This window comes from Amycolatopsis vastitatis, from assembly GCF_002234595.1.
GTDB lineage: Bacteria > Actinomycetota > Actinomycetes > Mycobacteriales > Pseudonocardiaceae > Amycolatopsis > Amycolatopsis vastitatis.
Genome location: NZ_NMUL01000009.1, coordinates 142476 through 156044, shown reverse-complemented (window position 1 = coordinate 156044; position 13569 = coordinate 142476). Strand labels below are relative to the sequence as shown.

11 protein-coding genes are annotated in these 13569 nt (G+C 72.3%); 4 read left to right on the top strand and 7 right to left on the bottom strand.

The genetic code is table 11. The annotated features are described in order from the left end of the window. Positions 1-14: 14 nt before the first annotated feature. From CF165_RS11780 to thyX, 7 genes are all read right to left on the bottom strand, one after another. The gene (locus tag CF165_RS11780) at positions 15-1667 is read right to left on the bottom strand and encodes a substrate-binding domain-containing protein (RefSeq protein WP_093947514.1); all 1653 of its coding nucleotides are present in this window, start codon (positions 1665-1667) and stop codon (positions 15-17) included. 331 nt (positions 1668-1998) lie between these two features. Continuing rightward, a complete protein-coding gene (locus CF165_RS11775) occupies positions 1999-3648 on the bottom strand; it encodes a ribonuclease J (protein ID WP_439098501.1) in 1650 nt (549 codons plus the stop codon). A gap of 44 nt (positions 3649-3692) precedes the next feature. After that, on the bottom strand, positions 3693-4706 hold the full coding sequence (gene dapA / locus CF165_RS11770) for a 4-hydroxy-tetrahydrodipicolinate synthase (protein ID WP_093947513.1): 1014 nt from the start codon (positions 4704-4706) through the stop codon (positions 3693-3695). Positions 4707-4808: 102 nt separating this feature from the next. After that, positions 4809-6284, bottom strand: coding sequence for a serine/threonine-protein kinase (locus CF165_RS11765; RefSeq protein WP_093947512.1), 1476 nt, complete (start codon positions 6282-6284; stop codon positions 4809-4811). A gap of 79 nt (positions 6285-6363) precedes the next feature. Beyond that, positions 6364-7605, bottom strand: coding sequence for an Nramp family divalent metal transporter (locus CF165_RS11760; protein WP_167441416.1), 1242 nt, complete (start codon positions 7603-7605; stop codon positions 6364-6366). Between the two features lie 123 nt (positions 7606-7728). Then, a complete protein-coding gene (locus tag CF165_RS11755; protein WP_093947511.1) occupies positions 7729-8124 on the bottom strand; it encodes an ACT domain-containing protein in 396 nt (131 codons plus the stop codon). Further along, on the bottom strand, positions 8124-8876 hold the full coding sequence (gene thyX / locus CF165_RS11750; protein ID WP_093947510.1) for an FAD-dependent thymidylate synthase: 753 nt from the start codon (positions 8874-8876) through the stop codon (positions 8124-8126). The genes CF165_RS11755 and thyX overlap by 1 nt, the downstream gene beginning before the upstream one ends. 119 nt (positions 8877-8995) lie before the next feature. Between thyX and CF165_RS11745 the strand changes: the two genes are divergently transcribed. From CF165_RS11745 to CF165_RS11730, 4 genes are all read left to right on the top strand, one after another. Beyond that, positions 8996-9529: a toxin-antitoxin system HicB family antitoxin gene (locus CF165_RS11745; protein ID WP_093947509.1), complete on the top strand. Its 534-nt coding sequence runs from the start codon at positions 8996-8998 to the stop codon at positions 9527-9529. A 12-nt stretch (positions 9530-9541) separates the two neighbouring features. Next, positions 9542-10465 (top strand): DUF4097 family beta strand repeat-containing protein, encoded by a 924-nt coding sequence (locus CF165_RS11740; RefSeq protein WP_093947508.1) that lies wholly within the window; start codon positions 9542-9544, stop codon positions 10463-10465. Positions 10466-10791: 326 nt separating this feature from the next. Beyond that, a complete protein-coding gene (locus tag CF165_RS11735; protein ID WP_167441427.1) occupies positions 10792-12321 on the top strand; it encodes an amino acid adenylation domain-containing protein in 1530 nt (509 codons plus the stop codon). Next, positions 12318-13568 (top strand): FNR domain-containing protein, encoded by a 1251-nt coding sequence (locus tag CF165_RS11730; RefSeq protein WP_093947506.1) that lies wholly within the window; start codon positions 12318-12320, stop codon positions 13566-13568. The genes CF165_RS11735 and CF165_RS11730 overlap by 4 nt, the downstream gene beginning before the upstream one ends. Position 13569: the final 1 nt, after the last annotated feature.

The following is a 13569-nucleotide window of genomic DNA, read 5'->3' as shown; positions in this document are numbered from 1 at the left end:
TGTCGACTCCCTGATCACGGGCCGCCGCCGGCTATTCGGGACAGGGCCCCGAAAAAGACGTCCGTGATCTTGGCCGGGTCCGGGGCGACGAAGGCTTGGCCGCTGGTGGCCGCGGTCAGCTGGTCCAGCTCCGCCTTGTCCGCGTCCGGGCCGATGCCGACGCCGATCAGCGGGATCGGGCGGCGGGGGTCCCGCAGCTTCGCCAGCTCGGCCAGCAGGTCCGCCCGCGTGATGCCGTGCGGGTCGTCGTTGTGGCCGTCGGTCATCACGATCACCAGGTTGAGCCGACCGGGTTCCCATTCGCGGCGGGCGGTGCGGTAGGTGTCGAGGACGCTGTCGTAGAGCCCGGTCCCGCCGTCCGGGGTGGCCTTCACCTGGGCCAGCTTGTCCAGCGCGCCGCTCGCCAGGTGCTGGGCGACCGGTGCCATCGGCAGCAGCTCGCGGTAGTCCTTGTCCCCGTCGAGGCGGGTCGAGAACGCCAGCATCCGCAGCTGCGTCGCGGGTTTGAACAGGTGCATGGCCTTCGCCGCGGCCTGCATCGTCACCTGCATCCGGTTCAGCCCCGTCCCGGGCACCTGCGCGTTCATCGACCCGGAGACGTCGACGAGCACCTGCACCCGCGCGCTCAGGTTGACGCCGGCCCACTGGTTGAGCAGTTCGTCGACGACGGGCGCGGGCGGCAGGTTCGCGGTGCGGATGCCCGGCGACGACACCCTCGGGTCGTCGGTGTGCTCGCGCAGCGCCTGCCCGCCCGCCGCGCGCAGGCCGGTCTTGGCGATCGCGTCGGCGCCCGCGTCGCCGAGCACCGCATCCCGCAGCGCGTCGACGATCGGCCGCTGCCGCGGCGTGATCCCGCTCAGCTCGGTGAACGGGAAGTCCAAAGTGGGCACTGCCGTCGAGTAGACGGCGACCAGCGGCGACGTCCGGTCCTCGATGTTGTGGCGCAGCAAGGAGTTCTCGGACGCGGGGAACGCCGTCACGGCCGCGGTGCCGGTACCGTCGCTCGACCCGGGCAGCCGCGCGATCAGGTCAGTCTCCGCGCCGAGGGTGTTGGCCGAGAACCGCCGCAGCAACGCGACGTACGCGGCCGAGGGCTCGGGCGCCGCCTTGACGCTGTCCCGCAAACCGAGCAGCGCCACCGCGCCGACCGCGTCGCGGGCCGGGTCGGGCATCCCCGGGACGACGCCCGGCGCGGCGAGGGCCTCGGCCCAGGTCGGCGTGTGGTCGGGCCAGCCGAGCCCCTTGGCGACGTCGGCGGCGACGGCGAGCACCACCGGCGAGCTGGCCACCGACGAGCCGGTCTCGGGGACGTCGGCGGCGCCGAGCTGGCGGGCGCGGCGCAGCGCGAGCGTGGAGTCCGGCACCCAGACCTGCGGCCGCGGGCTGCCGTCGGACAGCGCGAGCCGCTCGGCCGCCGACGTCGCTTCCCGCGCCTGGACTTCGACGCTGCCGCACTTGAGGTCGAGGCCGCGCGCGGCGAGCGAAAGCGCCGGTGCGATGTCCGCGGACGCGGTGACGAGGACTTTCGCGGGCTGCTCGCACGTCGGCCGGGAGCGCACGGCCGACACCGCCACCCAAGCCGCGGCGCCGAGGACGAGCACGAGACCGGTCGCGAGGGCGGGTACGAGCAGCCGGCGCCGTCTGCCATCCGGCGAATGACGTCCCATCGGTGCGGCCTCTCTGCGCGAGGCGGGTGGGGATCAAGGTTATCCCGCGCCAAAGCCGCCGCACGTGCGCCGGACGGCCTAACAGACGAACCGAACTCATCCCCGGGAGGGATACGGCCCCTCCCCGGGCGGGATGTCCGCGGTCGAGGGCGGCGAAACACTGGACCGCATGAAGCCGAGCCGAGGGGAACAGCGCAGGGCACGCCGGGCCCTGCTCCGCCAGACCGTCACCGTGGCCTTCGCACTGCTGCTGGCCAAGGTGACGCATTGAAGACGCGGAACGCCTTTCGCCATCCAGGGGGGAGGCGAAAGGCGTTCCGCGTCGGGGAACTCAGACCGGGATGACCGTCGGGACGATCATCGGGCGGCGGCGGTAGGTGTCGGCCACCCAGCGGCCGACCACCCGGCGGACCGCCTGCGCGATCCGGTGCGTGTCCGTGATGCCCTCGGCTTCGGTGCGCGCCAGCTCCATCTCCACCAGCGGCACGACGGCGTCGAGCGCCTTCGGGTCGTCGGAGAACCCGCGGCCGGACACCGTGGGGCTGCTGACCGCGCGGCCGGAGCTGGAGTCCACCGCGACGCTGATCGAGATGAACCCGCCCTCGCCGAGGACCAGCCGGTCCGACAGGGTCGACTCGCCGACGTCACCGACCGACAGGCCGTCGACGTAGACGTGCCCTACCTCGACGCGGCCGGTGCGGGAGGCCTTGCCGTCGACCAGGTCGACGACCACGCCGTCCTCGGCGATCACCACGTTCTCCGGGGCGACGCCGGTGCGGATCGCGAGCTCGCCGTTGGCGCGCAGGTGCTTCCACTCGCCGTGCACCGGCATGACGTTGCTCGGCCGGACCGCGTTGTACAGGTAGAGCAGCTCGCCCGCCGACGCGTGGCCGGACACGTGCACCTTCGCGTTGCCCTGGTGGACGACGTTGGCGCCGAGCCGGGTGAGGCCGTTGACCACGCCGAACACCGCGGTTTCGTTGCCCGGGATCATCGAGCTGGCCAGCACGACGGTGTCGCCCGCGCGGATCGAGATCTGCCGGTGCTCGCCGCGCGCCATCCGCGACAGTGCCGAGAGCGGCTCGCCCTGCGAACCGGTCGAGACGAACAGGACCTTGCTCTCCGGGAGGTTGCTGGCCTGGTCGAGGTCGACGAGCAGGCCGTCGGGCACGTTGAGCAGGCCCAGGTCGGCCGCGATCCCCATGTTCCGGACCATCGACCGGCCGACGAACGCGATCCGGCGGCCGTGCCGCTGGGCGGCGTCGAGGACCTGCTGGACGCGGTGCACGTGGCTGGCGAAGCAGGCCACGATCACGCGCTGGTCGACCTTGCGGACGACGTCGTCGAGCACCGGGCCGATGTCACGCTCCGGCATGACGAACCCGGGGACCTCGGCGTTGGTCGAGTCCACGCAGAACAGGTCGACGCCCTCGTCGCCGAGCCGGGAGAAGCCGGCCAGGTCGGTGAGGCGCCCGTCCAGCGGGAGCTGGTCGAGCTTGATGTCGCCGGTGTGCAGGACCACGCCCGCCGGGGTGCGGATGGCCACGGCCAGCGCGTCCGGGATGGAGTGGTTGACCGCGAAGAACTCGAGGTTGAAGACACCGACGTCGCGGCGCTCGCCCTCGCGGACCTCGATCAGCTTCGGCCGCTGCCGGTGCTCCTTGGCCTTGGCCGCGAGCAGCGCGTTGGTGAACTTCGAGCCGTAGATCGGCAGGTCCGGCCGCAGGCGCAGGAGGAACGGGACGGCACCGATGTGGTCCTCGTGCCCGTGGGTGAGCACCAGGCCTTCGATGTCGTCGAGGCGGTCCTCGATCGCGCGGAAGTCCGGCAGGATCAGGTCGACGCCGGGCTGGTCGTCCTCGGGGAAGAGGACCCCGCAGTCGACGATGAGCAGCCGTCCGCCGAATTCGAAGACGGTCATGTTGCGCCCGACTTCGCCGATACCGCCCAGCGCGACGATGCGCAGGGCTCCCTCGGGCAGTGGGGGCGGGGCGTTGGTGGGGCCGGGGCCGACGAGAAGTGAGCTCACCGAGGCAGGGTCCCAACGCTGGTGTGCGAGGTCGGCGCGATGTAGGCCGCTCGCGAATCTGCTTGTGCCACCCGCTCACCATGCCAGTCCTGAGCCGCTGTGTCGCCCAGCGGCACGCCGCCCTGGGCAAGATCGGCGGCGATCAGGGTCGTCTGGTCGGCGGTCGGCGCGACGATCGGCAGCCGCGGGTCGCCGATGTCGAAGCCGCGCAACCGCAGCGCCGCCTTGCTGAAAGCGACCCCGCCGACCCGGGACATCGCACGCAGCACCGGCAGCATGGCGCGGTGGTTGGTGCGGGCGGTGGACGTGTCGCCGTTCTCGTAGGCGTCGATCATGGCGCGGATCCGGCCCGCGACGACGTGACCGATCACACTCACCACGCCGACCCCGCCGACCGAGATCCACGGCAGGTTCAGGCCGTCGTCACCGGAGTAGTAGGCGAGGTGGGTGTTGGCGATGACCTCGGAGCCGGCGATCAGGTCGCCCTTGGCGTCCTTGACCGCGACGATCCGGGGGTGCTCGGCCAGCCGCAGCAGCGTGTCGACCTCGATCGGGACGACCGAGCGCGGCGGGATGTCGTAGAGCAGCACCGGCAGGCCCGTGCTGTCGGCGACGGTGGTGAAGTGCGCGTACAGCCCCGCCTGGCTGGGCCGCGAGTAGTACGGGGTGACGACCAGCAGGCCGTGCGCCCCCGCTTCTTCGGCCTGCTTCGCCTGCTCGACGCTGTGCGCGGTGTTGTTGGTGCCCGCGCCGGCCACGACGGTCGCGCGGTCGCCGACGGCCTCGACCACGGCGCGGATGAGGTCCTGCTTCTCCGCGTCGCTCGTGGTCGGGCTCTCGCCGGTGGTGCCGTTGACCACGAGGCCGTCGTTCCCCAGCTCCACGAGGTGCTCGGCCAGCTCCTGCGCCCGCTTCAGGTCCAGCGCGCCGTCGGCGTCGAACGGGGTGGCCATCGCGGTGAGCACGCGCCCGAACGGCCGTCCGGGCGCTGCGGTAGGTGGGTTGGACATGGTGCAGACGGTACCTCCTCCCTCGTGCGAAAACCGCGCCGACCTGGTCAGGGGCGCCAACTGCGGAGGATTTCCCTGGCCCGGCCGTTCGTCGCGGAACTTCTACTTGACCTTGGTCACGATCGGGGCCGAGATCGGGCCACCGTCGGCCTTGACCAGCACGCAGTAGAACTCGCGCGTCGGCTCTTCGCCCGGCTGCACGGGCTGGCTCTGCCACTGGCCCTGGGTCGGCACGAGCGCCCGGTACTTGAGGCCGTCGCGCTTGGTCTCGGGGACGATCGAGGAGCGGAACGAGGCCGCGCAGCGGGCCTCGGCGACGGCGGTCACGGCGGCCGCGCCCGGGTAGGCCGCGATCTCCGCGTCGCTGTCGGACCAGTTCGTCGTGCCGATGGCCTCCCCGGCGTCGTAGATCTCGACGGTGTGGCTCTGCTTGCAGTCGCCGTCGTTCTCGCCGCTGATGACGCCGCCGTCCTGGACCGGGGCGTTGTAGCAGAGATAGCCGGAGTTGACGTCGACGCGCATCTGGCCGCCGAGGCCGAACGTCATGGTCGGCAGCTTCTGATCGTCGGGCGCGGGGGTTTCGAAGGCCTTGCCCGCGAAGAAGCCGCCGATCAGGGCCGCCACGACGAGCACCGCGGCGCCCGACAGCCACAGGGTGCGGCGCGGCTTCTTCGGCGCCGGGCCGCCCGGCGGGAGGAGCATGGCGGTGCCGCCCGGCGGGGTGGGCCGCACGCCCTGCGCCGTGGTCAGCAGGTTCTGGGCCTGGGCCGCGGTCAGCCGCGCGTCGGGGTTGGCGACGAGCAGGCCGAGGATGGCCGCGGCGATCGGGCCCTGGCCGCGGGTGAGGTACGGGATCTCCGTCATGATCGCGTGCAGCGTCGCCGCGGTCGTCGCGCGCTCGAACGGGATCGTGCCTTCGACGGCGAAGAACAGCGTCGCGCCGAGGGACCACAGGTCGGACGCGGGCAGCGCTTCGCGGCCTTCGACGCGCTCCGGCGCCATGAACGCGGGCGAGCCGACGATCATGCCGCTGGTGGTCAGGCGCGGGTCGTCGACGGCGTGGGCGATGCCGAAGTCGGTGAGCTTCACGCGGCCGTCCGGCGCGACGAGGATGTTCGCCGGCTTGACGTCGCGGTGGACGATCCCGGCCGCGTGGGCCGCCTGCAGCGCGGTGAGCACCCGCTCCCCCAGCTGCGCGGCCTGCGGTGCCGTCATCGGGCCGCGCTGCCGCACGAGGTCGGCCAGCGACGGCGCTTCGACCAGCTCCATGACGATGAAGGTGGTGCCGCCGTCGGTGACGACGTCGTAGACGGTGACGATCGCGGGGTCGTTGAGCCGCCCGCCGGTGCGCACCTCGCGCAGGGCACGTTCGGAGAAGATCGCGGCGGACTCGGCGTCGGGCAGCCGCAGTTCCTTGACGGCGACCTGGCGGCCGATGACCTGGTCCTGCGCCCGCCACACGACGCCCATGCCGCCGCGGCCGAGCTCACCGAGAAGGAGGTAACGGCCGGCGACGACGCGCTGACCAGGCGTGCCGGGCGCCTGCGGGGGGTAGGGCCGGGTCTGTTCGTCGGTCACGGTGCTCCTTCGGGCGGGCGGTCGCGCAGATGCTAGTCGGACCACCGCCGGGCGCCCCGGGTTCCGCGGAATTCGCGCTTCAGCCCGCGAAGGTGAGGGAGATCAGGACCAGGTTCAGCGCGATGATGATCGCCGCGACCACCCAGGCCGCGACCGTCGTCGGGCGGCGGTTCGCGTCCTCGCCCATCAGCGTCCGGTCGGCCGTCAGGCGGATCAGGGGCACCAGCGCGAACGGGATCCCGAACGACAGCACCACCTGGGAGACGACCAGCGCCGCACTCGGGTCGGTGCCCAGTGCCAGCACCACGATCGCCGGCGTCAGGGTGACCAGGCGGCGCAGGACCAGCGGGATTCGCTTGTGCAGCAACCCTTGCATGATCATCGCGCCCGCGTACGCGCCGACCGACGTCGAAGCCAGGCCGGAGGCGAGCAGGCCGATCGCGAACATCAGCGCGATGCCCGGACCGAGCGCCGAAGCGACCGCGCCGTGCGCTCCCTCGATGCTGTCCACGCCGTCCTGGCCCTGGAGGTTCGTCGCGGCGAGCAGCAGCATGCCGAGGTTCACCGCGCCGGCGAGCAGCATCGCCAGGCCGACGTCGGCGCGGGTCGCGCGCAGCAGGCGGCGGCGCCGGGCGCCGTCCGCGCGGCCGTGACGGTCGCGGACCAGGCCGGAGTGCAGGTAGACCGCGTGCGGCATGACGGTCGCGCCGAGCATCGCCGCGGCGATGAGGATGCTGCCCGCGCCGTCGAACTTCGGCACCAGCCCGCCGAGCGTCTCCGGCACCGACGGCGGCTCGACGAACAGGCTCGCCAGGAAGCCGATCGCGATCACCGCGAGCAGCCCGGTGACGACCCGTTCGAACGTCCGCTGGCCGCCGCGGTCCTGGACCGCCAGCAGCGTCAGCGAAACCGCGCCGGTGATCAGGCCGCCGACGACGAGCGGCAGGTCGAACAGCAGGTTGAGCGCGATGGCGCCGCCGACGACCTCGGCCAGGTCGGTGGCGATGGCGACGACCTCGGCCTGCGCCCAGTAGGCCAGCCGCGCGGGCCGGGACAGGCGGGCGCGCAGCGCCTCCGGCAGCGACATCCCGCTGACCAGGCCCAGCTTCGCCGACAGGTACTGGACGAGCACCGCCATCAGGTTGGCGGCGACGATCACCCAGACCAGCAGGTAGCCGTAGCGGGCGCCGGCGCTGATGTTGGAGGCGACGTTCCCCGGGTCGACGTAGGCGATCGCGGCGACGAACGCCGGGCCGAGCAGGGCCGACCCGGTGCGCAGGCGCGACACCAGTCTCGGCCGGACAGCCTCGGTCACAGCCATGCCGCCTGCCTCTCGCCGGTGTCGGGGACCCTAAACCGAAGTTTAGGCGTGCCGAACTTTACTTTTCAAGGGTGACGGCTCGCACCCTCGCGCCGGGGTACCCGGATCGGCGGCGGCGAAAAGTCAGGGGTGGGCGACTTCGTGGCCGGATTCGCGCAGGGCCTTGACCGCGTGGTCGAGGTCGGCACCGCGGACCAGGATGTGGTCGGTGTCGAACGTCGACATCGAGAACAGCGCGACCCCGGCCGCGGCCAGCTCGGAGGCCAGCGCGGCGATGATGCCGGTGAGCGTGAACTCCAGCGGCCCGCGGACCGACAGGAGCCGCCAGCCGTCCTCGGCGGCCGTGCTGCCGGCGGGTTCGCGGCCCGCCGGGCAGATGACGGAGAGTTCTTCGGGCGTCCGGGTCACCGAAACGAAGGCTTCGCCGGGCTCGAAGAGCTCGGCGGGCACCGCGGCGTCCGCGGGCAGCCGCACGACGGCGTAGTCGCCGGGCCGGACGTCGATCGCGAGTCGCTTCATCAGCCTTCCAGCACCTTCGGGCTCGTGGCGATCTCGGTGCCGTCGGGCAGCGTCGAGATGGTGAAGTCGGCGAACACGTTCGCCGCGGCCTTCTGCAGCTGCCGCAGGCATTCCACGGCCAGGCCGCGGATCTCGACGTCGGCGTGCTCGGTGGCGCGCATCGCGACGAAGTGCCGCCACGCGCGGTAGTTCCCGGTGACGACGATGCGCGTCTCGGTCGCGTTGGGCAGCACCGAGCGGGCGGCTTGGCGGGCCTGCTTGCGGCGCAGGGTCGCGGTCGGGACGTCGGCGAACTTCTCCTCGAGGCCGGCCAGCAGCTCGGTGTAGGCGTCGACGCTGGCCCGGGTCGCGGCGAGGAACTTCTCGTGCAGCACCGGGTCGTTCGCGATCACCTCCGGCTCGACGAACTCGGCCTCGCGCTCCGGGACGTAGCGCTGCGAAAGCTGGGAGTAGGAGAAGTGGCGGTGGCGGATCAGCTCGTGGGTCAGCGAGCGGGAGATGCCGGTGATGTAGAAGGTCACCGAACCGTGCTCCAGCACCGACAGGTGGCCGACGTCGATGATGTGCTCGAGGTAGCCGGCGTTGGTCGCGGTGGCGGGGTTGGGCTTCTTCCACGACTGGTAGCAGGCACGGCCGGCGAACTCCGCCAGGGCCTCACCGCCGTCCGCGTCGGTCGACCACGGCACGTCCTCGGGCGGGAAGAACTCCGTCTTCGCGATCAGCTGCACCCTGGGTGACACGGTTTCGGCCACGTCAGCACTCCTTCTCCGGCTCCCCGCAGCCTAACCGCGTGCGGGCGCCCACTCCCGGGCGACACAGGTGACATCACCGGCTCCTTGACTGACACCACCGATGACGTCATAGTGGTGTCATGGACCTGACCCCGTACATCGCCCACCTTCGCGAGGACCTCGCGAACACGGCCGCGGCCGGGGACGAGCACACCCGGCGGGCGGCCGCGCTGCTGTCCTCCGCGCTCGAACCCGCCGTCCGCCTGACCCTGATGAACGCCCTCGCCGACCTCGCCGCCGAGGTCACGGCCGCCTTGCCCGGCCAGGTGGTCGACGTGCGGCTCGACGGCCGCGACGTCCGCGTCGTCGTCACGGGCGACGGCACCGGCTCCGCGGAGGAGCCGACGTCACGCGCGACACCACGTGACACCACGCCGCCGCCACCGCCGATGGACGGCGGGGACATCTCCCGCATCACACTGCGCCTGGTCGAGCAGATCAAGGGCCAGGCCGAACGCGCGGCGGCGGCCCAGGGCGTCTCGCTGAACACGTTCGTTTCGCAGGCGGTGCAGGGCGCGCTGGGGCACGGCGCGCTCGGCGGCGGGAGCCACAAGCACCACCAGGGCAAGGGCGACCGGAGCGGGTCGCACCTGCACGGCTGGGTCGAAGGCTGAGGGGACGAGACGATGAGCGAAGAACAGACGACACCGGCCGAAGAGCCGAACGACGAACTGGTGCGGATCGACGAGTTCGAGACCGACGTCCCGCTGGAGCTGGACGTCAGCGTGACGATCGGCCGCGTGGAGGTCGTCCTCGACGGCGATTCCGGCGCGCGGGTCGAGCTGCGGCACGACCAAGGCGAACAGCAGCCGTGGGTGGCGGGGGTCAACAACCTGCTGTCCTGGGTCGGCGAGCGCTTCGGCGACCAGCTGGGCGTCGACCCGTCGGCCTCCCCCGCCGAGGCGGTGCGGCAGAGCCGGATCGAGAAGCTCGGCAACCGCCTGGTCGTGCAGGCGCCGAAGGCGTGGCAGCTGCGCAACGTCGCGCTCGCGGTGAAGGTGCACGCGCCGGCGGGGTCGCACGTCGAGGTGCGGGCCGGCGCGGCGGACGTGACGGTGACCGGCTCGGCCGGCCGCGTCGACCTGCTCACCGGCTCCGGCGAGGTGAAGCTCGACCGCGCCGACGGCTCGGCCACGATCCGCACCGGCAGCGGCGGCGTCAAGCTCGGCCCCACGCTGGGCGGGCTGCAGCTGCGCAGCGGCAGCGGTCACGTCGAGGCGTCGTCGATCGCCGGGTCCGCGACGCTGGCCACGGGCACGGGCGACGTCTGGCTGGGCGCGGTGTCCGGCGAAGTGATGGCCCGCACGGGCAGCGGCGACCTTTCGGTGGCCGACGCGGCGTCGGGCAGCCTGGACCTGATCACCGGCTCCGGCGAGGTCCGGATCGGCATCCGCGGCGGGACGGCCGCCGAGGTCGACCTGACCTCCAGCGCCGGCCGCGTCTCCAGCGAGCTGGACGTCGCCGACGCCGCGCCCGAGGGCGGCGTGAAGCTGAAGGTCCGAGCCCGCACGGGCACCGGCAACGCCGTGGTGACGCGCGCGGCGGGCTGAGACAACCGGGCCTCCGGCCCAGGCCGGGGGCTCCGCCACCCGGAACCCCCGAAAGACATGACCGAGTAAGGGGGAAGAGAGGGGCCGTTCCCGGTGGGGGTGCCGGGAACGGCCCCTCTCGGCGTGCGCGCGAAATACCAGAGGGGGTACCCGCGGAAAACCGGCGAACGAATGATGAATTCGTCGAAATAACGTTTACCAAAGTACCTTTCACGTACTCAGCGCGACATCCGAATTTTCCTCAAATCCCTTTGAACGGATCGCGGGGCTGTCTCGTTCACATCGGTTGACTGCGTCGGCCGGCGAAAGGTGACCGAGTGACCGCGATGATCCGGCCCGTCTCACTGCCGGGCCTGACCCCCGCCGATCGCGCGCTGTTCCAGCGGTTCGGCGCCGGGGAACCCGCCCGGGTCCCGTTCCGCGGAATTCACGAAGCCGTGCTCGCGCAGGCGCGCTTTCGGCCGAATGCGCTCGCTGTCGAGCATTTGGGCGAATCCCTCACCTACGCCGAACTCGATCGCCGCTCGGCCGCACTCGCCGCCGCACTCGCCGGATTCGGCGTGCGGCCCGGACAGCACGTCGGGCTGTTCCTCACCCGGTCGATCCCGATGGTCGTCGGGCTGCTCGCCGTTCTCCGCGTGGGCGCGGCGTATGTGCCGCAGGACATCCGGATCACTCCCCCGTCGCAGCTGAAGCACATCGTGGAGACCGCGGGCATCGACGTCGTCCTCACCACCCGCGAGCACCGGTCCGCGATCCCCGCGGGACTCGGCCGGGTCGTCGCCGTCGACGACGAGCACTCCGGCGACCATCCGTTCGGCGGACCACCCGCCGGCGGCACCGCGATGGTGATCTTCACGTCCGGGACGACCGGGCGGCCCAACGGCGTGCAGGTCACGCAAGAAAACCTCGGCAACGTCCTGCTCACCCGGCCGGGCTCGCTCGGCATCCGGCCCGGCGACCGCGTCGCGCAGCTGCTGAACATCGCCTTCGACATGGCGGCGTGGGAGATCCTCGGCACACTGGCCCACGGCGGCTGCCTGGTGATCCGCGGCAAGGACATCGAGGAGACCGCCCGCGAAGCCGACGTCGTGATCGCCACCCCCGGCGTATTGTCCACAGTGGACCCGGACGCCTGCCCGCGGGTGCGCACCGTCGCCGTGGCGGGCGAACGGTGCCCGGCCGAGCTGGCGCGGGCCTGGGCGCGGCGGGCGAGCTTCCACAACGCCTGCGGCCCCACCGAAGTGACGATCGTCAACACGATCCAGCGCTACGATCCCCGGCTCGGGCACCTGACCATCGGCCGTCCGGTGCCCAACACCACGGTCTACGTGCTCGGCGACGACCTGACGCCGTGCCCGATCGGGCAGGTCGGCGAAATGTGGGCCGGCGGCGCGTGCGTCACCGCGGGGTACGCCGGCAACGAGGCCCTCACCGCCGAACGCTACCGCCCGGACCCGTTCCTCGGCGGGACGCACCGGATGTTCCGCACCCGTGATCTCGTGCGGTGGACCGCGGACGGGCAGCTGGAGCACCACGGGCGGACCGACGACCAGGTCAAGGTCCGGGGCTTCCGCGTCGAGCTGGACGCGGTCACCACCGCACTGGAACGGGCTCCCGGCTGCGAACGGGCGGCCACTCTGCTCTACGACGGCAGGCTCGCCGGCTTCGTCACCCCGGCCTCGGCCGAGCCCGAAATCATCCGGCGCGCGGTGGAGGCCGTGCTGCCGTACTACTGCGTGCCGGCGATGATCGTGCCGGTCGACCGCCTGCCGCTGACCGAGCGGGGCAAGGTCGACCGGCGGGCCCTGCTGTCGCGTTTGGACAGTCGCGAGCCGGCGGAGACGGTGGCATGACCGCGACGCTCGCTCCCGCCTCGCGATCCGTGCGGGCCCGGCTGCGGCGACGGCCGTGGACCCACCACAACCGGCTGGCCGCGGCGGTGGTCGCCGTGAACGCCGTCCTCGCCGCCACCGCCGTCCCGTTCGACCCCGGCGTCCTCGCCCGGCTGGTGCTGGGGAACCTGACGCTCGCCGTGCTGATCCGACAGCAGCTGGTGATCAACCTGCTGTTCCGCTCGGCCACCGCCGTATCGCCGCGACGCTCGCTGCGGCTGCGCTGGACACTGGGCAAGGTCTACCACTTCGGCGGGCTGCACGTCGGCGGCGCGCTCTGCGCCACCGGCTGGTTCCTCGTGCTCACCGGCGTGCTCACCGTCCGCGGCGGGCCGGCGGCCCTGCTGGTGACCACGTGGGCGATCGCGGGTGTCCTCGCCGTCATGGTCGTGCTCGCGCTGCCGCGGCTGCGCGCCCGCCGGCACGACCTGTTCGAGCGCTCCCACCGGTTCGGCGGCTGGTCGCTGCTGGTGCTGTTCACCGTCCATTCGGTGCTGCTCGCTGGGGCGGACTTTCCGGGCTCGGGGCCGTTCTGGGTGCTGCTGGTCGTCGTGACGAGCGTCGCGCTGCCGTGGCTGCGGCTTCGGCGGGTGCCGGTGCGGATCACGCGGCCGTCGCCGCACGTGGTCCTGCTGTCGTTCGACTACGGCGTGACGCCGTTCGCCGGCTCGTCGACGGCGCTGAGCCGGAACCCGTTGCTGGAGTGGCATTCCTTCGCCAACGTCCCGGCGCCGGGGCGCACCGGCTTCCGGCTGACCGTCTCCCGGGCGGGCGACTGGACCGGCGCGCTGATCGACGACCTGCCGTCGCACCTGTGGGTCAAGGGCATCCCGACCGCGGGCGTGGGCAACATCGACAAGCTGTTCCGCCGGGTGGTCTGGGTGGCGACCGGCAGCGGCATCGGCCCGTGCCTGCCGCACCTGCTCTCCGGGGGGACGCCCGCGCGGCTCGTGTGGTCGACGCGGCATCCTCGGCGCACCTACGGCGACGAGCTCGTCGACGAGATCCTCGCCGTCCAGCCGGACGCCGTCGTGTGGGACACCGACAGCGCCGGCAAACCCGACCTGGTCGAGCTGGCCCTGAGCGCGCACCGGGACTTCGGCGCGGAAGCGGTGATCTGCATTTCGAACAAGAAGACGACGTGGCACGTCGTCGAGGCGCTGGAAGCCCGCGGGATTCCAGCCTTCGGCGCGATCTGGGACTCGTGAG